General features: G+C 32.9%; 22 protein-coding genes and 1 riboswitch. Of the genes, 12 read left to right on the top strand and 10 right to left on the bottom strand.

Annotated features, from left to right (window positions below):
* Positions 1 to 4: 4 nt before the first annotated feature.
* Complete coding sequence (locus BUC09_RS10815; RefSeq protein WP_073311502.1) at positions 5 to 361, bottom strand: hypothetical protein; 357 nt, start codon at positions 359 to 361, stop codon at positions 5 to 7.
* A gap of 92 nt (positions 362 to 453) precedes the next feature.
* On the opposite strand from BUC09_RS10815, the gene BUC09_RS10810 reads away from it, so the two are divergent.
* Positions 454 to 1,305: a DUF5777 family beta-barrel protein gene (locus BUC09_RS10810; protein WP_073311499.1), complete on the top strand. Its 852-nt coding sequence runs from the start codon at positions 454 to 456 to the stop codon at positions 1,303 to 1,305.
* Here BUC09_RS10810 and BUC09_RS10805 read toward each other — a convergent pair whose 3' ends face one another.
* From BUC09_RS10805 to rmuC, 4 genes are read right to left on the bottom strand one after another with little or no spacing between them, the layout of a single operon-like run.
* Positions 1,306 to 1,650: a cation transporter gene (locus BUC09_RS10805; protein ID WP_073311496.1), complete on the bottom strand. Its 345-nt coding sequence runs from the start codon at positions 1,648 to 1,650 to the stop codon at positions 1,306 to 1,308.
* A 9-nt stretch (positions 1,651 to 1,659) separates the two neighbouring features.
* Entirely contained in the window at positions 1,660 to 2,208 is a 549-nt protein-coding gene (locus BUC09_RS10800; RefSeq protein ID WP_073311493.1) for an acyl-CoA thioesterase, read from the bottom strand.
* Positions 2,208 to 2,585 (bottom strand): 6-phosphogluconate dehydrogenase, encoded by a 378-nt coding sequence (locus BUC09_RS10795; RefSeq protein WP_073311490.1) that lies wholly within the window; start codon positions 2,583 to 2,585, stop codon positions 2,208 to 2,210. Before BUC09_RS10795 ends, BUC09_RS10800 begins: the two co-directional genes overlap by 1 nt.
* 3 nt (positions 2,586 to 2,588) lie before the next feature.
* The gene (gene rmuC / locus BUC09_RS10790; RefSeq protein WP_073311487.1) at positions 2,589 to 3,959 is read right to left on the bottom strand and encodes a DNA recombination protein RmuC; all 1,371 of its coding nucleotides are present in this window, start codon (positions 3,957 to 3,959) and stop codon (positions 2,589 to 2,591) included.
* Positions 3,960 to 4,066: 107 nt separating this feature from the next.
* Here rmuC and BUC09_RS10785 point away from each other — a divergent pair, with 107 nt between their 5' ends.
* The gene (locus BUC09_RS10785; RefSeq protein ID WP_073311484.1) at positions 4,067 to 5,599 is read left to right on the top strand and encodes a glycosyltransferase family 39 protein; all 1,533 of its coding nucleotides are present in this window, start codon (positions 4,067 to 4,069) and stop codon (positions 5,597 to 5,599) included.
* Between the two features lies 1 nt (position 5,600).
* Here BUC09_RS10785 and BUC09_RS10780 read toward each other — a convergent pair whose 3' ends face one another.
* Complete coding sequence (locus BUC09_RS10780) at positions 5,601 to 6,014, bottom strand: hypothetical protein (RefSeq protein WP_073311481.1); 414 nt, start codon at positions 6,012 to 6,014, stop codon at positions 5,601 to 5,603.
* A gap of 68 nt (positions 6,015 to 6,082) precedes the next feature.
* Here BUC09_RS10780 and BUC09_RS10775 point away from each other — a divergent pair, with 68 nt between their 5' ends.
* The 3 genes from BUC09_RS10775 to BUC09_RS10765 are packed head-to-tail and all read left to right on the top strand — an operon-like array spanning position 6,083 to position 8,090.
* Complete coding sequence (locus tag BUC09_RS10775; RefSeq protein ID WP_073311479.1) at positions 6,083 to 6,652, top strand: pseudouridine synthase; 570 nt, start codon at positions 6,083 to 6,085, stop codon at positions 6,650 to 6,652.
* A gap of 22 nt (positions 6,653 to 6,674) precedes the next feature.
* Positions 6,675 to 7,127 (top strand): tRNA (cytidine(34)-2'-O)-methyltransferase, encoded by a 453-nt coding sequence (locus BUC09_RS10770; protein WP_073311812.1) that lies wholly within the window; start codon positions 6,675 to 6,677, stop codon positions 7,125 to 7,127.
* Complete coding sequence (locus tag BUC09_RS10765; RefSeq protein ID WP_073311477.1) at positions 7,128 to 8,090, top strand: acyltransferase family protein; 963 nt, start codon at positions 7,128 to 7,130, stop codon at positions 8,088 to 8,090.
* Here the strand turns inward: BUC09_RS10765 and BUC09_RS10760 are convergent.
* The 4 genes from BUC09_RS10760 to BUC09_RS10745 form a co-directional block, all read right to left on the bottom strand.
* Entirely contained in the window at positions 8,087 to 8,854 is a 768-nt protein-coding gene (locus tag BUC09_RS10760; protein WP_073311475.1) for a dienelactone hydrolase family protein, read from the bottom strand. The genes BUC09_RS10765 and BUC09_RS10760 overlap by 4 nt on opposite strands.
* A 64-nt stretch (positions 8,855 to 8,918) precedes the next feature.
* On the bottom strand, positions 8,919 to 9,695 hold the full coding sequence (locus BUC09_RS10755; RefSeq protein WP_073311472.1) for an ABC transporter ATP-binding protein: 777 nt from the start codon (positions 9,693 to 9,695) through the stop codon (positions 8,919 to 8,921).
* 2 nt (positions 9,696 to 9,697) lie between these two features.
* Positions 9,698 to 10,729 (bottom strand): iron ABC transporter permease, encoded by a 1,032-nt coding sequence (locus tag BUC09_RS10750; RefSeq protein WP_073311469.1) that lies wholly within the window; start codon positions 10,727 to 10,729, stop codon positions 9,698 to 9,700.
* A 1-nt stretch (position 10,730) separates the two neighbouring features.
* The gene (locus BUC09_RS10745) at positions 10,731 to 11,873 is read right to left on the bottom strand and encodes an ABC transporter substrate-binding protein (protein WP_073311467.1); all 1,143 of its coding nucleotides are present in this window, start codon (positions 11,871 to 11,873) and stop codon (positions 10,731 to 10,733) included.
* Between the two features lie 94 nt (positions 11,874 to 11,967).
* Here BUC09_RS10745 and BUC09_RS10740 point away from each other — a divergent pair, with 94 nt between their 5' ends.
* From BUC09_RS10740 to BUC09_RS10710, 7 genes are all read left to right on the top strand, one after another.
* Complete coding sequence (locus BUC09_RS10740) at positions 11,968 to 12,345, top strand: C1orf53 family protein (RefSeq protein ID WP_073311465.1); 378 nt, start codon at positions 11,968 to 11,970, stop codon at positions 12,343 to 12,345.
* Positions 12,346 to 12,387: 42 nt separating this feature from the next.
* Positions 12,388 to 12,903: a bifunctional adenosylcobinamide kinase/adenosylcobinamide-phosphate guanylyltransferase gene (gene cobU, locus BUC09_RS10735; RefSeq protein WP_073311461.1), complete on the top strand. Its 516-nt coding sequence runs from the start codon at positions 12,388 to 12,390 to the stop codon at positions 12,901 to 12,903.
* A complete protein-coding gene (locus tag BUC09_RS10730) occupies positions 12,900 to 13,547 on the top strand; it encodes a Dph6-related ATP pyrophosphatase (protein WP_073311458.1) in 648 nt (215 codons plus the stop codon). The genes cobU and BUC09_RS10730 overlap by 4 nt, the downstream gene beginning before the upstream one ends.
* Positions 13,548 to 13,556: 9 nt before the next feature.
* Positions 13,557 to 15,236, top strand: a complete 1,680-nt coding sequence (gene cobT / locus BUC09_RS10725) for a nicotinate-nucleotide--dimethylbenzimidazole phosphoribosyltransferase (protein WP_073311456.1) — start codon at positions 13,557 to 13,559, stop codon at positions 15,234 to 15,236.
* 5 nt (positions 15,237 to 15,241) lie between these two features.
* Positions 15,242 to 16,039 carry an adenosylcobinamide-GDP ribazoletransferase gene (locus BUC09_RS10720; protein ID WP_073311811.1) on the top strand — a complete coding sequence of 266 codons (798 nt, stop codon included), beginning with the start codon at positions 15,242 to 15,244 and terminating at the stop codon, positions 16,037 to 16,039.
* A 17-nt stretch (positions 16,040 to 16,056) separates the two neighbouring features.
* Positions 16,057 to 16,545, top strand: a complete 489-nt coding sequence (locus BUC09_RS10715; RefSeq protein ID WP_317041200.1) for a histidine phosphatase family protein — start codon at positions 16,057 to 16,059, stop codon at positions 16,543 to 16,545.
* Positions 16,546 to 16,733: 188 nt separating this feature from the next.
* Positions 16,734 to 16,933, top strand: a riboswitch (cobalamin riboswitch).
* Between the two features lie 79 nt (positions 16,934 to 17,012).
* Positions 17,013 to 18,929 carry a TonB-dependent receptor plug domain-containing protein gene (locus tag BUC09_RS10710; RefSeq protein WP_073311452.1) on the top strand — a complete coding sequence of 639 codons (1,917 nt, stop codon included), beginning with the start codon at positions 17,013 to 17,015 and terminating at the stop codon, positions 18,927 to 18,929.
* The last annotated feature ends 26 nt before the right edge of the window (positions 18,930 to 18,955 follow it).

The raw sequence follows: 18,955 nt of genomic DNA, 5'->3' as shown, positions 1-18,955 counted from the left end.
ATAATTATTCCAAAAAACCATCAGCTTGCCATTTTTTTATGATATCAATACTGTTTTGTGGTAATCTAATGCCACCATTTGGCATCATTCCAGGTGCTCCTTGGTCTCTTGAGATTCTGTCTAATAACCCTCTGTTCACTATAGCATCTTGAACTTGTAATTTTGTTAACAATGACATAGGTGCTCCATTAAGAGGAGGATTGTTGTGGCAGGGAATGCAGTTAGAATCAGTTATAGGTTTTACATCTCTCGAATAGCTTACTTTTTCAGGAATTGGATTTACTAAATCATTACTGCTTTCATTGCTGCAACTACAAAAAAAAGTAGTGCAAAGGATTAAAATAAATCTTATTTCTTTCATTTGTTTTATTTTAAAGATAAATTAAAATAACTATTAAATTGTTTTAAAAATAGTAATTTTATATTAAATTTGATAGAAATTTCTTAGATAAAATGAAAAAAAAATATTTATTTTTATTGATAACATTACTCTTTGTAAGGTTTACTGTTTTTTCTCAAGATGATTTATTATCTCAAATAGATTCTAAAGATTCAAATACCGAAGTTTTAGCAGCTTTTAAGGCGCAAAAAATAGTAAATTTAGAATCTACTAAACTTCTCGGAAAAAAAGAACTTTACTTTGTTGTAGCTCATAGATTTGGATCTGTAAAAGATGGCTTCGAAGGTTTCTTTGGGCTAGATAATGCAGTAACTCAAATCAAGTTTATTTATGGTTTAGGGTCAAAAGTTTCTATTGGGGCAGGAAGAAGTGAGCAAGCTTATGATTTTTCGATAAAATATCTTATTGCTCCTCAGAGAGAAAATGGTTTGCCATTTACATTTGTAGGTTTCAATAGTGTTGGTTTTAATAATCAAATGAAAGAGTCGAATTATCCTAGAATGGAATTTAGTGATAGAATGATGTATGTTAATCAAATTCTGATTTCTCGAAAATTTAATGATAAACTTTCTTTAGAACTAGCTCCATCTTATTTTCATGAAAACTTTGTAATAGACGATGGCCAAGATAACAGTCAATTCTCATTAGGAATGGGGGGACGTTATAAAATTTCAAAACGTGTCTCTATTAATATGGATTATGCAGCACATTTAAATAGATCATCAACGTCACCGTTTAGAAACCCATTGTCACTTGGTGTTGATATAGAGACTGGGGGTCACGTGTTTCAAATGCATTTTACCAACGCTCAAGCTATGCATGAAGCTGGTTTCTTAGCAAATGCAACAGGCGATTGGGGTAAAGGAGATATCTTTTTTGGGTTTAATCTAGTAAGAGTGTTTTAATTAGGCTTTTTTACAGCAACCATCTAATTTTTCATAAGCTTTCGCGTCAGCTTTTATATCATCGGCATCATAACCTAATTTAGATATAGCTGTTTTTATTGTTTGCAGATTTGTTTTTTGAGAATTGTAATAAACTGTAATTGTCATCTTTTTTTCGTCTAGTTCATACATTTTCAAACCTTTTATTTTAAGCATGTTTGCTTGAAAATTTTTTCCACAAGTTTCACACTCTTTGCAATGATCACAGTAAATAGCTGTTTTGATTATTGCTTTTAGGTTTTTCCTAGGTTCTTGAGCATTAGTAATAGAAAATGATAATAGTAGTAAATAAAGTATTTTTTTCATTTTTTTAAGTTAAATGCGTTCTAGTTGAACATTGTATTTGCTCAATTTTGATAGTGAATCTTCACTTTTATAATCAAAGGTTTCTTCGTGGTTTTGCTTGTCTTTTTTAATAGCAATCATTTTAATGCAATTCCAAAATCGTCTGATGTCATCATCAGTCGATAAAATTAATCCAGGAACAAGAGCATTATTCCCAGATTTATCTTTTGCAACCATGGTAAAATAAGAAGAATTACAATGCTTTATTTTTCCAGTTTGAATGTTTTCAGCTTCTACCCGAATACCAACAATCATAGAAGTTTTTCCAACATAATTTACTGATGCTCGCATGGTAACTAATTCACCTACTTCAATTGGAGCCAAAAAATCAACAGTATCAACCGAAGCGGTAACACAATAATGTCCTGAAAATTTTGAAGCACACGCAAAAGCTATTTGATCCAATAACGACAAAATATAACCACCATGAATTTTCCCACTAAAATTAGTGTGTGAAGGAAGCATCAATTCAGAGATGACAACTTTAGACGATTTTACGCTTTTGAATTGGGTATTCACTACTTGTTGATTTTAACCTTAAAAGGAGAATCTTCTTTAACAACTTCTGTTACAAAATATTTAGTATCTCCCCACCAAGGAAAGGTTTTGTATCGTTCTTCATAGGTGACTTTTACATATTCTCCTTGTAAATCCTTCATCTGCTGAATGACTTTCTCATCTTTATCTAAAATAGAAAATTTAAATATTTGAGCTCCAGCAACCCCTTGACTTAATTCACCTTCCCAAGTTTTAAATAGCATTCCTTTGTGACTAATTTTTATCAATTCACCCGAACGATAGCCTTCACTAAAAGTTGCATAATACAATACAGCAAAATAGCCAGAGATTACTAATAATACAGTAAGAATGGTTATTATTATAAATTTTCGTAACATAATTTATTGAGATAAAGTGTTAGTTTCGTTTTCGGCTCTGCTAATGATACTCTCAGGAAGTGATTTTTTAGCTTTAGCTCCCATTTTCTTCAGTTTTTCAACGCTAGTAATTAAATTCCCTTTTCCTTCTACCAATTTGTTCATGGCGTTGCCGTATTCTGATTTTGCTTCGTCCATTCGTTTTCCAATTTTAATCAAATCGGAAACAAATCCTTCAAATTTATCATACAAAGCTCCGGCTTGACGAGCAATCTCATAAGCGTTTTCTTGTTGTTTTTGGTTGGTCCACATACTATCTATTGTACGTAGAGTAGCTAATAATGTTGATGGTGTTACAATAACGATATTCTTCTCGAAAGCTTTGTTGTATAAAGTGGTATCCTCATTTAAAGCCAAAGCAAATGCGGGTTCCATTGGAATAAACAACAATACAAAATCGGGGCTTTCTATTTGGTAGAGATCCTGATAATTTTTGTCGCCCAACTGTTCTACATGGCGTTTTATCGCGATAACATGTTCTTTAAGATATTGCGCTTTCGTTTCTTCGTCGTCTTCGTTAATATAGCGTTCGTATGCTGTTAAAGTTACTTTCGAATCGACAATCATTTTCTTTCCGTCGGGTAAATTGATCACGACATCTGGAAAAACTCGATTACCTTCTTCGGTAGTGAAACTTTGCTGTACTTCATATTCACGTCCTTTTTCTAATCCAGATTTTTCTAAAACTCGTTCTAGAACTAATTCACCCCAATTTCCTTGCATTTTACTATCGCCTTTTAATGCTTTCGTTAAGTTTAGGGTTTCTTTGCTCATTTGAGCATTCATTTCTTTCAAACCTAAAATTTGTTGACGCAAGGCCGCGTGATAATCTATACTTTCTTTGTGAGTATCTTCTACTTTTTTCTCAAAAAGCTGAATTTTATCTTGTAATGGAGAAAGTATAGTCTTTAAATTTTCTTTATTCTGCTCGGTGAATTTTGTTGTTTTTTCCTCAAGGATTTTATTGGCTAAGTTTTCGAATTCTTTAGTGAATTTCTCTTGAAGTTGTTCCACTTCTTGTTTTTGTTCTCTATTACGTTCTAGAAGATTATCAAAATCAACTTCTTTCTTTGATAATTGAATGGCTAAAGCATCTTTTTCGGTACGAATAGATTCTTTTTCAGTCGTGCTTTGACGCAATTGATTTTCCCATTGATTTCTCTCCGTCAGGAATTGTTGTTTTAATTGTTCTATTTGAGCCAATAAGCCATTGATCTTTTCTTCCAATGAAGCTTTTTCCGATTTTGAATTGGCTGAGAAAAGTGCTTTTCCAATAAAAATTCCAATAGCTAGTGCAATTATAAATGAGGCAAGTATAAGAATGTTTTCCGACATCGATTTTGATTTTGTTATGTAAAAGTAAACAATAAAATGTATTAGTAAAAGTCCTATTGTTTAGTGTTAATGTAAAAATCTCTAAATTGCGTAAATAAAATCTTACTATGAAACTAAATGCTCACTGGAAGTATCTAATTCTGTTTTTGTTTGTCCTTTTTAAATTTTGGTTGCAGTTCAACTTGATTACTTCGGAATATAGTTTGCATCGCGATGAGTTTTTGCACTTAGATCAAGGACAGCATTTAGATTGGGGTTATGTTTCTGTGCCACCACTTTCAGCTTGGATATCTTATGTGATTTATCTTTTGGGGAACTCGGTATTTTGGATAAAATTTTTTCCAGCTCTATTTGGTGCTTTGACAATTGTTGTAGTTTGGAAAACAATAGAAACTCTAAAAGGAAATCTTTTCGCATTAGTTTTAGGAAGCATTTCGGTGTTGTTGTCAGTTATTACACGAATGAACATATTGTTTCAGCCTAATAGTTTAGATATTTTAGTATGGACATTGTTTTATTATACAGTAATTCAGTACATAGTATCAGAGAAAAATAAATGGCTCTATATTGCTGGGATTACTTTTGCTTTTGGTTTTTTAAATAAGTACAATATTATCTTTTTAATGTTGGGTTTGTTGCCAGCTATTTTGTTGACAAAGCATCGCAAAATTTTAACAAACAAGCATTTGTATTATGCACTTGCAATTGCATTTTTTATTGTGTTGCCTAATTTAATATGGCAGTTTCAGAATGATTTTCCAGTGATTGGTCATATGAAAGAACTTAAGGAGACACAACTTGAAAATGTTGATTTAGGTGATTTTATAAAAGAACAAATACTATTTTTTTTAGGCGCCTTTTTTGTGTTGATTATTGGTTTTATTTCTTTTTGGAGATATAAGGCTTTTAAAGAGTATAGAGTTTTCTTTTGGTCATTTCTATTCACAATGATAATCTTCGTTTTCTTTAAGGCTAAAGCTTATTATACCATTGGATTGTATCCTATTTTATTAGCTTTTGGTGCAGTTTATACAGAGAAAATTTTACAAGGAAAATGGTTAAAATACCTTCGTCCTGTAGCTATTCTAATTCCTGTTTTTTTATTTATTCCAATGTATCAATTGGCTTTTCCCAATGTGAGTCCAGAGTATATTAAGAACAATCCAGAACGTTATCAAAGGCTAGGTATGTTAGAATGGGAAGATGGCGAAGATCATGACTTGCCTCAGGATTTTGCCGATATGCTTGGTTGGCAAGAACTAGCCCAAAAAACAGACAAAGCGCTCAATACAATTGGTAATACTTCAAATACACTGATAATTTGTGATAATTACGGGCAAACTGGAGCCGTTAATTTTTATGCTAAAAACAAGTCGGTTAAAGCAGTTTCGTTTAATGCTGATTATGTAAACTGGTTTCCTTTAGAGAAAAAAATAACGACTTTAGTTTGGGTTAAAGAAGCCAAAAACAAAGAGTATTTACTAAAGATGGCAGAAAAAAGATTCAATAAGGTTATCGTTTACGACTCCATTGAAAACAAATTAGCGCGCGAAAACGGTACAACGATTTATATCCTTAAAAATCCCAAAACGGATATTAATGGGTTATTAAAGAAATGGATTGCTGAAAGTAAGCAATAATTCATTCAAAAGGGTCTAATTCAGGTTCCAGAAAATCTTTTTTAGCACTTTCTGAATTAAAAATATCAGTTGTATAATGTGTAGCAAGTAATTGTTTAAAATTGGTTTTTAGCTGTTTGTTTTCATTAATGAAAGACTCAAAAGTTTTACTTTCCGATTTTTTAATAAAAAAAGATACCGCTTTAATACTGGCAACTGTAATTGTTTCGTGATATTTTTCTGAAGCTCCTAGTGAAATAGCATATTCTTGAATTTGTTTTCGAATGACTTCGATTGCGTTTTCAATGCCGTATTTCTGAATATAAATCCAAGCTAGGCGTAAATGAGCTTCATGTGTAAAGAGTTCTGGATTTAATGTGCAGTTTTCGAATTCTAATGTAAATTCTGTGTCACTTAGTTCAAAATGCTTTTCCATAATCTTATATTTAGGGACAACAAAATTACTGATGTTTCGTAGAGAATAACTTATTTTTGCGAAATATTATGAAGCATCGACATTTTATTTTGCATAAACCTCACGGTTATTTAAGTCAATTTATTTACGAAAAAAAGCGCCCTAAAAAGAAATTGGGTGAATTATTCGATTTTCCCGAAGGAACTATGGCAATTGGGCGCTTGGATGAAGATTCGGAGGGGTTGTTGTTGCTTACGACAGATGGAATGATGAGCGAGATTGTAAGAAGTAAAACAATTGAAAAAGAATATTTTGCTCAAGTAGACGGGATCATAACCGATGAAGCTATTGAAAAATTAAAAAATGGCGTCGAGATTGGTTTCAAAGGAATTCGATATACAACAAAGCCTTGTGAATCGTATAAAATAGAATCCTTACCAGACTACATTGGAGAGGGAAGAAGAATACGTGATGAACGACATGGACCAACAAGTTGGGTAGCGCTTACCTTAACCGAAGGTAAATTCCGCCAAGTGCGAAAAATGACTGCGGCTGTTGGCTTTCCTACCTTGAGATTAGTAAGAGTTCGCGTAGGAACAGTTACTTTGCATGATTTAAAGGCTGGCGAAGTATTAGAAGTTGAAGATTTTTTCGAATAACCAAATTAATAAAAAGTCAAATATGTTAAATATAGTTTTAGTAGAACCCGAAATCCCAAATAACACAGGAAACATAGGTCGTTTGTGTGTTGGGACAGGGAATCGTTTACATTTAATAAAACCTTACGGTTTTGAAATTACCGATAAAAATCTAAAGCGTTCAGGATTAGATTACTGGGTTCATTTAGACTGGAAAGAATACAGTAATGTTGACGAGTGGATTGCACAAATTCCAGATCAATCAAGAGTGTTTTTATTTAGTTCAAAGTCTGACAAATCTTATTACGAAGCTGAATTTAAAGAAGGAGATTGGTTGGTTTTTGGAAAGGAAAGTATTGGTTTGAGTGAAGAAGTAATGAATACTTTTGAAAATCATCTTACTATTCCTATGAGCGATAAAATTAGAAGTTATAATATTGCGAATTCAGTTGCTTTTGTAGTAGGTGAGGCGAGAAGACAATTGTGGTTTAAATAAATGAGAAATAATAACCTTGACATACTAAAAGTAGTAATGGCCTTTTTGGTCGTAGCTTTGCATATTTTTCCTGTAACAAAGCTTAAAGGTTTTGAAGGACTTCTGTCTTATGAAATTGCAAGCGGAATTACTCGAATTGCTGTGCCAACTTTCTTTTTAATTTCTGGATATTTTTTAAGAAATAAACTCAACGATAAAGCTTATTTGTTGAAATATCTTAAACGAATTTTATTACTATATGTGATTTGGCAAATACTATACCTTCCTGATCTAATTCGGTTTTATAAGCTAGGTTGGTTTAGTCAATTTGATATGATTTTAAAGCTTATCTACGGTTATTGGCATTTGTGGTATTTGTTGGCATCTGTTATTGCTGTTGGATTATTGTATTTGGTTAGAAATAGTTCTGTTTTTTCAAAATGGGTCCTTATAATTTCATTATTGACTTTTGGATATATTTTTCAAATTTTAATTCAATCCGATGTTTTGCATCGTTATTTAGACATTCAATTTGTATATGCAGTCATAGGAACAACTAGAAACTTTTTGTTTTTTGCGTTTCCAATGATGCTTGTTGGAACTCTATACGATTCATGGGGTCCTAATGTTTTAAAATTAAAGAAGTATTATATTCCTCTCTGGATTTTATTGTTAGTAGAAGTGGGATTGTATTATCAATTCAAAGTTAAAGCAATGGATTTTTTATTGTTTTTGCCTTTGTTGAGTATGCTAACTTTTAGTCTAGTAAAAGAAAGAGCATCCATTACAGATGCTCCAGTGAGTTCAACATTATCTTTAGGGATTTATCTAATACATCCCTATGCTATTCGTTTGGTATATGAAATTTTACCTCAAAAAACATTTGGTTTTGTAGTAGTGAAATATTTTTTAGTTTGTATTACTGCTATATTTTTCTGGTGGATTTTGGATAAAATAAATAAAAGAATACCTTATTTCTTTTAGTTTAGAATCTCTGTGAAGAATTGCTTCATTGCTTCCCATGAACGTTTAGCTGCTTTTTCATTATAAGCAGTCCCTTTACTTTTATCACTTCCTGCATCTTTGTGTGTGAAAGCATGTACAGCATCTGCATAATAAATCATTTGCCAATCTGCTTTTGCTTTCTTCATTTCATCTTGAAAGGCTTTGATGTCTGTTTCAGGAACAAAAAAATCATCAGCACCATGTAAAACTAAAACTTTTGGTTGTATGGGTTCAATATTTCTTGCAGTATCTCTTCCTAAACCACCATGAAAAGATACTATGCCTTGAACTTTCATATTGCTTCGAGCTACTTCAATCGCACCAGTTCCACCAAAACAATAACCTATAACCGCTATTTTATCTGGATTTGCACCTGCTTTTATAAGTTGGTCTAATGCCAATTGAATTCTTTTTTGATATTCTATATAATTGGTTTTAAAGTGACCCGCAATTTGGCCTTCTTCTTTTGTGTTTTGTGGTCTTTTGTCTACTCCATAGACATCGGCAACAAATGTTATATAGCCAAGTTTTGCTAATTCAGCTGCGTTTTCTTTGGCATTGCTATCTATACCCATCCAGGCAGGAAGTAATAACACACCAGCTTTGTTTTTCAGTTCTTTTTTAGGCTGTGCTAATTGTCCTTCAAGTTTTTGGTCACCATCAGAATAAGCTATAGGTTTAAGTTGAGCATTTGCAATAAAAGAAACCATGACTAGTAGTATTGAAGTGATTTTAGTTTTCATATGTTTAAAATTTTGCTACTAAAATTACTCTTTTGCATGGAGAAATATGTGAAGAAAATCTTAATTATTTAAAAAGAAACTTTCCTTTTTCAGCATCAAAAACAATATCTTCATCTTCAAACAATGTATTGAATACTCCCATTTCAATCAGTTTACAAGGATCTTCTTGAACAATTTTATTTTTTGTCATTACAATCATCTCATCACTTAATTGTATAGCTAAGTCAATATCGTGCGTAGAGAAAAGTATACATTTTCCCATTGTAGCTGACAGTTTTTTTAGCAGTTTAAACAATGAAACCTTATGATGTAAATCAAGATGAGTTGTGGGCTCATCCAAAATAATTAAGTTAGTATCTTGTGCCAAGGCTCTCGCTACTAAAACCTTTTGAAGTTGGCCGTCGCTGATTTCAAAATGTTTTTTCTGGATAATTTCTTGTATGTTAGTAAGCTCAATAGCATTGATGACTTTTTCAATATCTTCAGGAGCCATTTTTCCAATCCAATTGGTATAGGGTTGGCGGCCTAAAGCGACTAATTCATAAACGGTTAAATTACTTGGAGGTAGTTTTTCGGTCAATACAACACTAAGATTTTGTGCCAATTCCTCTAAATGGTAAGAATTAATGTTTTTCTCATTTAGAAAAACTTCTCCTTGAATTGGTTTTTGAATTCCAGTAATAGTTCTTAAAAGGGTCGATTTGCCAATTCCGTTTGCACCAATTAAAGTGATTAATTTGCCCTCATGTAAATCTAAATTCAGGTTTTCCGCTATTATGGTATTTCCTTTTTTGGTGTGATAACCAATCGATAGGTTTTTACTATAAAGTACTTTTCTCATGGCTAACTCACTATTTTTTGTTTTCTAACTAATAACCAGATGACTACAGGTGCTCCAATAATCGATGTGATAGCATTGATAGGTAATGTTACTTCTAAGCCTGGCATTTGAGATACAACATCACAAATAAGCATAATAGTAGCTCCTATTAATAAGGTACTCCAATATAAAATAAAGTGATTGCTGGTTTGAAATAGTAATTTAGCCATATGGGGAACAGCCAATCCAATAAACGCTATAGGTCCCGCAAATGCTGTGATACTTCCTGCTAAAATACTTGTGGCAAATATGATGATCAATCGTGTTTTTTTAAAGTTTAATCCTAAACTACGTGCGTAATTTTCGCCTAATAAAAGGGCGTTCAAAGGCTTAATGCAGACTAAGCTCATGAGCAATCCTATGCTCACAGCTATTGTAAGGATTACTATGGATAACCAAGATAAGTTTCCTAAATTTCCAAGTGACCAAAACGTGAATTTTTGCAATTGTTCTGCGGAACTAAAATAGGTTAGTATCCCTACAATGGCACTAGTAAAACTTCCAAACATTAGACCAACAACTAAAATAGCCATAGTGTCTCTTAGTTTTTGTGATACTAGTAAAACCAAAAGTAAAACAGTAAAACTTCCTAAAGTAGATGCTATTACTACTCCGTATGAGGAAAGTAAAAAGCTACTTAAAAAAGCAGGCATTATCGACGCACCTAAAATCACAAAAGCAACCCCTAAACTAGAACCAGAACTTAGCCCAAGTACATAAGGCCCAGCAAGTGGATTTCTAAATAAGGTTTGCATTAAAAGCCCGCTTATGGAAAGTCCCATGCCAACTAAAATTGCTGTTATCGCTTTGGGCAATCTATAATTAATGATAATGTATTCCCAAGTTGATTTGCTGGCTTGTCCACCAGTTAAACTTTTAATTACTTCTTTGAAAGGTATGGTAACCGAACCAAAACTAATATTGATTAGTAATAAAGCTAGTAGCCCAAAACCGAGTAGAAAGAAGAGTAGGGTATTTCGTTTTTTGTTTGCCAATTTATTTTAATTTTTCTGCAAAAGTAAGTGTGTAATTTGGAAGTAATTCAGGATGAAATATTTTAATATAATCTTTCAAAACTAAATCGGGACGGCTTGGAGCCATTTCGTAATAAACAGTTCCACCAGTAGCCCCAAGCTTGCTTTCAAAAGTGTAAACATTTTTCTTTCCAAAGGCGGTAAATTGACTATAATGTGGATTACTTGAGCCTAATTCTTCTAGGGTTTTATAAGTTCCAGCAGCAATCCAAACATCAGCATTTTTTGCTTTTTCTAGTACTTTTTCAAAAGGAAGTCCTAAACTTCCAGTGCCTTCTAAATCAGCCCATAAATAATTTACTTTGGCATCTTTTAAAAATTGAGCAACCCAACTGTTTCCTCTAGCCACAAACCATTGATCTTTATACATATTTCCATATAAAACAGTGGCGTCTGCTTTTGTATTTGTAACAGAAGATAAGGCTTGTTTGTATTCTTTTACAATATTGTCAAATAATTCACTGGCTTCTTTTTCTTTGCCAAATAAAGCGGCATAAAGTTTTAACCATTCTGCTTTTCCTAGAGGTGATTGTTCCATCCAATCGCCTTGAATCATTACTTTTAAGCCACTTTTTTCAAGGTTTTTGATCATAGGATTATTGTTGTCTACACCAAAAGTTACAATTAATTCAGGCGATAAATCAATCAATTTTTCCATGTTCAAACGTTCGTTTTGTCCTACGTTTTTCACTATGCCTTTGTCAATCAATGCTCTTGTTTTTTCTGAAGAAATATAATCAGTGTGAGGGAAACCAACTAATTTGTTCTCTACACCTAACATTTCCAGAAAAGGAACGTTTGTTGTTGAGGTTACCACTATAGATTTTAAAGGAACTGGTATAGTTGTGTATTGTTTAAGACTGTCAGGAATATTTGCGTTTTTTTCTTGAAGTACATAAGTGAAATCTCTATCAGCATCTGGCCATGGATTAGTGACTTTTACTACCGAATATCCTGTGTATTTGTGAATGGAAAGTCCGCTCGCATATTCGATAACTTCTTCTGAAGTGGTGTTTTTAACTGTAGTTGTTTTTTCGTTTTGTTTACAACTTATAGTAAATGCAAAAAAAGAAATAAAAAGGGCTTTATAAAGAAAAGTCTTCATTAGTTAGTGTTTATTTCCCGCAAAGGTAAAAGAATTTGCAAAAAAAATCCGATTCTTTTTTATTCTAAAAATCCACAAATACTATCTTTACGGCATGAATGTTATTAAAGTAAAGCAATGTTCTACTTGCGGAACTCCTTTTAATTGTGGTGATACTTTAGAGGGGACTAAATGCTGGTGCAATGATTTTCCGCCTATTTTTGTGCCTACAACTGTTGTTGATTGTTTATGTCCTGAATGTTTTAAACAAGCATGTTCGGTTAAAATTGACGAATATGTCAATACAATTACTCCTGATACTGCTAAGGAAAATAAAGCCAAAGATTTGCCCAAAGCTGAAAACTTAATCGAAGGAATTGATTATTATCTGGAAGATGGCAAATATGTTTTCAAAACTTGGTTTCACTTGAAAAGAGGCTATTGTTGTGAAAACGGATGCCGACATTGTCCTTACAAACAAGAAATTAAATAAAAAGCTTGAAGCCTAGTGCTTAAAGCATAAAGTAATGAAATAATGATTTACCTAATCACAGGAGGTGAGCGCTCCGGAAAAAGTAGTTATGCTCAGGATTTAGCCATGGAACTTTCATCAAATCCCATGTATGTGGCTACGGCTAGAAAATGGGATGGAGATTTTCAAAGCAGAATCGATCGCCATCAGGCAGAAAGAGATGAACGTTGGATTAATGTTGAAAAAGAAAAACATTTAGGCGAAATAGATTTTTCGGGAAAAGTGGCAATTGTGGATTGTGTTACGCTTTGGTTAACCAATTTTTTTGTTGATACTAAAAATGATGTTGAGCTTTGTTTAGAACAGGCAAAAGCCGAGTTTGATGCTTTGGTTACTCAAAAAGATGCAACCATAATCATAATCACTAATGAAATAGGGATGGGGGTTCATGCGCAAACTCATATTGGAAGAAAATTTACAGAATTGCAAGGTTGGATGAACCAGTATTTAGCTAAAAAAGCCGATGAGGTAGTTTTGATGGTTTCAGGAATTCCAGTTAAAATAAAAGAGAAAAAATGAATTTTGTAACTTCTTGGAGTGGAGGAAAAGATTCTTGCTATGCAATGATGCAAGCTGTAGCACAAGGATTGAAACCAAAGGTTTTGTTGAATATGATGAATGAAAACGGTCAAGTTTCCCGTTCGCATGGATTACCGTTATCAATTTTAAAGCAACAAGCGCAAAAAATGAACTTGCCTATTGTGACTATTCCCGCCACTTGGAATGAATATGAAGCTAAGTATATAAAAGCATTGCAAGAGATAAAAACGGAATTCGAATTGGATGCTGCTGTTTTTGGTGATATCGATTTGCAACCTCATAGAGATTGGGAAGAAAAGGTTTGCAATGCAGCTGGGATTAAAGCTGTTTTACCTTTGTGGCAACAAAACCGAATTGATTTAGTGAATGAAATGCTTGCCAACGGAATTGAAACCATGATTGTTTCTTGCAATATACAAATGGGTGAGGGTTATCTTGGAAAAATAATGACTAAAGAATTAGCCCAAGAATTAGAAGCTAAAGGAATTGATTCTTGTGGTGAAAACGGAGAATTTCACACGATGGTAATTAATTGTCCGTTATTTTCAGAACCAATAATTTTACCAGAATATACCAAACAAATCTATAAAGACTATTGTTTTATTGTTTGGGAATCTAATTAGAATAAACTAATGAGCTATTTAGACGATATAATGAAATCTCGCCGAGATACACGTCATTTTTTAAATGACGCTGTGTCTGATTCGGTTTTAGAGAAAGCTTTGCAAGCTGGACATTGGGCTCCATCTGTGGGATTGACTAATGCGACTAAATATTATATCATCAAATCAGGTGAAATAAAAAAAGCTATCAAAAAACTATTCTCAGAATATGATGAAAAAGCGGCTAATCAAACCGAAAATGCTTCTCAAAAAGAACAATATCAATCACTAAAACTTGAGGCTATTGAGGAAGCTCCGCTTGGAATGGTGATTTGCTATGATCGTTCTGTATTGAATAATTTCACTATAGGCACTGTTGGTAGTAACGAAGCAATTAAATTCAGTGCGGTTTGTGCGGCACAAAATATTTGGTTGTCTCTCACAGAACAAGGGTATTCTATGGGTTGGGTTTCGATTCTGAATTATTATCAGTTCAAAAAAATATTAAATTTACCCGAACATATAGAGCCATTAGGGTATTTCTGTATAGGAAAGCCAGCGACCAATTATGATAACCAACCCATGTTGCAACAATTGCATTGGAAGCAAAAAGAAGAACATCCCTTTGTTCAGGAGATTACTGAAATACATCTAGATATAGTCGAAATACATCATGAATCTTCAGTAAAAGTTCTTGATAATAAAACACTCCAATCAGAATTACAGTTTAAGATCGATAATAAAACGAAACCAACAGGAGCTTTAGGTGTTTTAGAAACCTTGGCACTCCAAATAGGAACCGTTTTTCAAACTTTAACGCCTAAAATAAACCAACCTAATATTGTTGTTTTTGCAGCAGATCATGGTATTGCAGTGCATGGTGTTAGTGCCTATCCGCAAGATGTTACCCGACAAATGGTGACCAATTTCCTAGAAGAAGGAGCGGCGATTAATGTTTTTTGTAAGCAAAACAATATTGACTTATCAATTGTGAATGCAGGTGTAAATTATGATTTTCCGCCAAATGCAAAATTAATTGATGCTTCCATTGATAAAGGAACACAGTCTTTTTTACACGGACCAGCCATGACTAGAAGCCAAATGGAACTTTGTTTTGAAAAAGGAAGTGAGATTGTTGCAGAAATTGCTAGTAAAGGAAGTAATTGCATTGGTTTTGGTGAAATGGGTATTGGGAATACTTCAACGGCTTCTGTATTGATGAGTATCATCACAGGAATTCCTATCGAAGAATGTGTTGGAAAAGGAACAGGAGTGAATGCTGAAAAATTAAAATTCAAAAGTGATATTCTCAGAAAAGCCATTGAGACTTATTCAGGCGAGGATAATCTAGAAGATAAATTGGCTTATTTCGGTGGATTTGAAATCTTACAAATGGCAGGAGGGATGTTGGAAGCTTTTGAAAATAACATGCTTATTCTAGTTGATGGTTTCATTTGTAGTGTTGCTTTTTTAATTGCCTACACTAAGAATCCATCAATCATTAGAAATGCGATATTTAGCCATCAATCTGCAGAACAGGCACACGGATTACTTTTAAACTATATGAATGCTAAAGCAGTTTTGCAATTGGATTTGCGTCTAGGCGAAGGAACAGGTTGTGCCATTGCATTTCCCATAATACAATCGGCAGTAGCGTTTTTAAATGAAATGGCTAGCTTTGATAGTGCTGGTGTAAGTAATAAAGAATGAAATTAATGAAAAAAGAACGAGATATATTTTTAACAGCAGTAATGTTCTATACCCGAATACCGTGCCCCAAGAACATTGATCACAATCCTGAATATCTTAATAAAGCATCACGCTATTTTCCTTTGATAGGTTGGATAGTCGGGACAGCTGCATTTGGGGTGTACTGCCTTTTCAATTATCTGATAGGTTCTGAAATAGCGGTATTGTTTTCGATGGTTGCATCTATTTTAGTTACCGGAGCTTTTCATGAAGATGGTTTTGCCGATGTTTGTGATGGTTTTGGAGGAGGATGGACTAAAGACAAGATTTTAAAAATTATGAAGGATAGTGCTATTGGGGCTTATGGTGCCATAGGGGTTGTGTTACTTTTGTTAATGAAATTCTTGTCAACCAATGTTCTTTTGGGAAAAGCAAACGTATCTGGTATCAATTTGTACTTAGTATATTTTCTAATCTTCGTTAGTGCGCACGCATTAAGTAGATTAGCAGCCGTTTCTATAGTTTTTACACACGAGTATTCTCGAGAGGATGCCACAAGTAAAAGCAAGCCAATTGCCAAAAGTTATACTTGGCGAGAAGTTATAGGCGCATTCTTTTTTGGCTTGTTACCCTTGTTACTTTTGTCGTATTTTCAATGGCAAATGATTTTGGTTTTAGTTCCAATGTTTTTGATGCGAGTTTATTTAGCGCGTTACTTCCAAAAATGGATTGACGGTTACACTGGAGATTGTTTAGGAGCTACTCAACAAGTATGTGAAGTTGTATTTTATTTATCGTTCATTGCACTATGGAAATTTATTTAGTCCGTCATACCGAAACGGTGTGTGCGAAAGGTATCTGTTATGGTCAAGCCGATGTATCTTTAATGCAACCTTATCAGGAACAGTTTCAAGAAATTAAAAAGCAATTACCAGAAGAAGCATTTTTCTATTCCAGTCCGTTGGAACGCTGCACTATTTTAGCCGATTTTTTGTCGACTTCTAATTTTACTACCGACAAAAGGCTAATGGAGATGGATTTTGGGAGTTGGGAATTAAAAAGTTGGGATGAGATTCCAAAGGAAGAAATGGATCCTTGGATGAATGATTTTGTGAATGTAAAAGTTCCCGAAGGAGAATCTTTTGAGATAATGAATGATAGAGTACTTTCGTTTATCGATGAAAAACTAACAGAGGTTTCAAAACCAATTGTAATTGTTTCCCATGCAGGAGTGATACGAAGTTTTTTATGCAAACAGATGAATCTTCCACTCAAAGAAGCTTTTTCTAATAAAGTCGATTTTGGTCAAGTCATTAAAATTAATTTATAGTTTATGAATACTAGTTCAAGAGAATTTATGTATGCAGTTTATACAATTGTATTTATTCATGTTGTAATTATTTCAATTATACTTTATAAAAGATATAAAAGGAAGAAGAAATAAGATTTTGTTTAATATCTTCTAAAAAAATAATTTAAAATCAGATATTATTTGCATTATTAATAATCTGAGCTCTATATTTGCACCCGTATTGAGGTTGTGAATTTACATTTTTGTAAAAACACATTAAAAGGGAATTAGGTTAAATGCCTAAGCTGTACCCGCAACTGTAAGCTATCAAGCTTGTTGTTATCCACATGCCACTGTTTATTATTTTAAATGGGAAGGTGAACAACAAGACGCAAGCCAGGAGACCTGCCCAGTACTTTGAGTATCAAACTTTCGGGAAAAAAGGTTTGGGTATGGGTAAATTCTATACTTTTCTCCCATTTTGTTTTACAAATGTTTAATTAAAAATGAACAAAAAAATTGCATTAGCTGGTGCTTTTGTGTTGGCTACACTTGGCGTATTTGCTCAAGAAAATGACTCTATCCGTAACTTAAATGATGTAGTTGTTTCCGATTCAAAATTTGCCTTATCAAAAGAAAAATCTGGAAAAGTAATTGTAAAAATTACTGCAGAAGATTTAAAAAAGAAACAAGGACAATCATTAGCAGCGGTTTTGAGTACTGTTGCGGGTGTTGAAATTAATGGAAATCAAAGTCGTACCGGAAAAGATTTGGGTTATTACATCAGAGGTGGTAGAAACCATCAAACTTTAATCTTAATCGATGGAATTCCAGTTACTGATGCTTCTGGAACAAATTTAGCATTTGATTTAAGACTTCTACCTATTGAACAAGTTGAAAAAATTGAGATTCTTAAAGGTGCATCAAGTACATTATATGGTAGTGGAGCTGCAGCTGGGGTTATCAATATTATTTTAAAAAAATCGGCTAAAAAACCAATTCAAGGGAATGCTTACATGAATATGGGTACTCAAGAAACGGTTAATCATAAAAATAATTATGAACCTTTAGAGTACAATCAAGGAGTTTCTCTGGGAGGAACATTCGAAAAGTTTAATTACTCTGCAACTTTAAATAGTACTATTGCTGATGGTATTTCTGAGGCAAAGCCAATGAACGATAACGATGTTTTTGAGAGTGATGCATTTTCAAGAGTAAATTCTGTTGTAAAAATTGGTTTTACACCAACAAAAAAATTATCATTTGATTTTTTTGCTAATTATGATAGAATGAAGAATGAATTTGACGGTGGTTCATATTCTGATGATTTAACAAATGTTAGTCTTTCTGAGCAATATAGAGTTGGTTTCTCTCCAAAATATAAATATGAAAAAGGAGAATTTGTAATTAATTCAGGAGCAAATTCTATTACTAGAGATTTCTTTTCTTATGGTTCACCATCAGACTATAAATCAAAAAGTGTAAATGCTGATGTGTATAACAAATATCAAATTTTTTCTCAGCTATTTTTAGTTACTGGGGCACAATTTCAATTTCATGAAATGTCAAATGGAAGCCTTTATGGTTCTATTGCAAAAGAATTGGCTAAATTCAACATGATTGATCCTTATGTAACTGCAGTTTTTAATTCAAGTTTTGGATTTAATTTGAATGCAGGGGCTCGATATAATCTTCATAGTAAATATGGAAATAATTTAGTTTTTAACTTTAATCCTTCTTATAGCTTTTCTGGATTTCCTGTGAAAATATTAGCATCATTTAGCACTGCATATGTAACTCCAAGTTTATATCAGTTGTATTCACCTTATGGAGATTTAGATTTATCTCCTGAGCAAGATGCTACTATAGAAGCAGGTTTTGAAGTTGATTTATTAGATAAAAAATTGAACATTAACGCAGTTGCTTTCCATAGAGAAGAAAAAGATGCGATAGGTTTTGATTTAATTACCTACAAATATTTTAATGTTGATGGTAAAAATAATGCTAAAGGTATCGAAACTATGGTTTCTTACTCAGTTACAGATAATGTAAAGTTCAATGCTAATTATACTTTTACAGAATTAGAAAAACAATCTAGAATTTTAAATCCGAAGCATAAAGTAAATGCTTCATTAGATATTGCTGCAACTTCTCGTTTATCATTTAATGCATCTTACCAGTTTGTTGCTGATAGAACAACTCAGTATAATGTTTATGATCCAATTACTTGGGAGTCTATAACAATTACTGAAATTCTTAAAGATTATCAATTGGTAAATGCTAATGTTAGATATGCGTTAGTTAAAGATAAATTGAACGTGTTTTTCTTTTCAGATAATATTTTAAATAAAGATTTTATGGAAGCTAGAGGATACAGCGCAAAAGGTAGAAACTTTAAAGTTGGTTTCAACTTTTTATTCTAAAAATTAAAGAACGAAAAAAACTGCTC

Source organism: Flavobacterium terrae (genome assembly GCF_900142035.1).
Lineage (GTDB): Bacteria > Bacteroidota > Bacteroidia > Flavobacteriales > Flavobacteriaceae > Flavobacterium > Flavobacterium terrae.
Note: the sequence above shows the minus strand (reverse complement) of the source record. Positions and strands in the feature narration are given on the sequence as shown.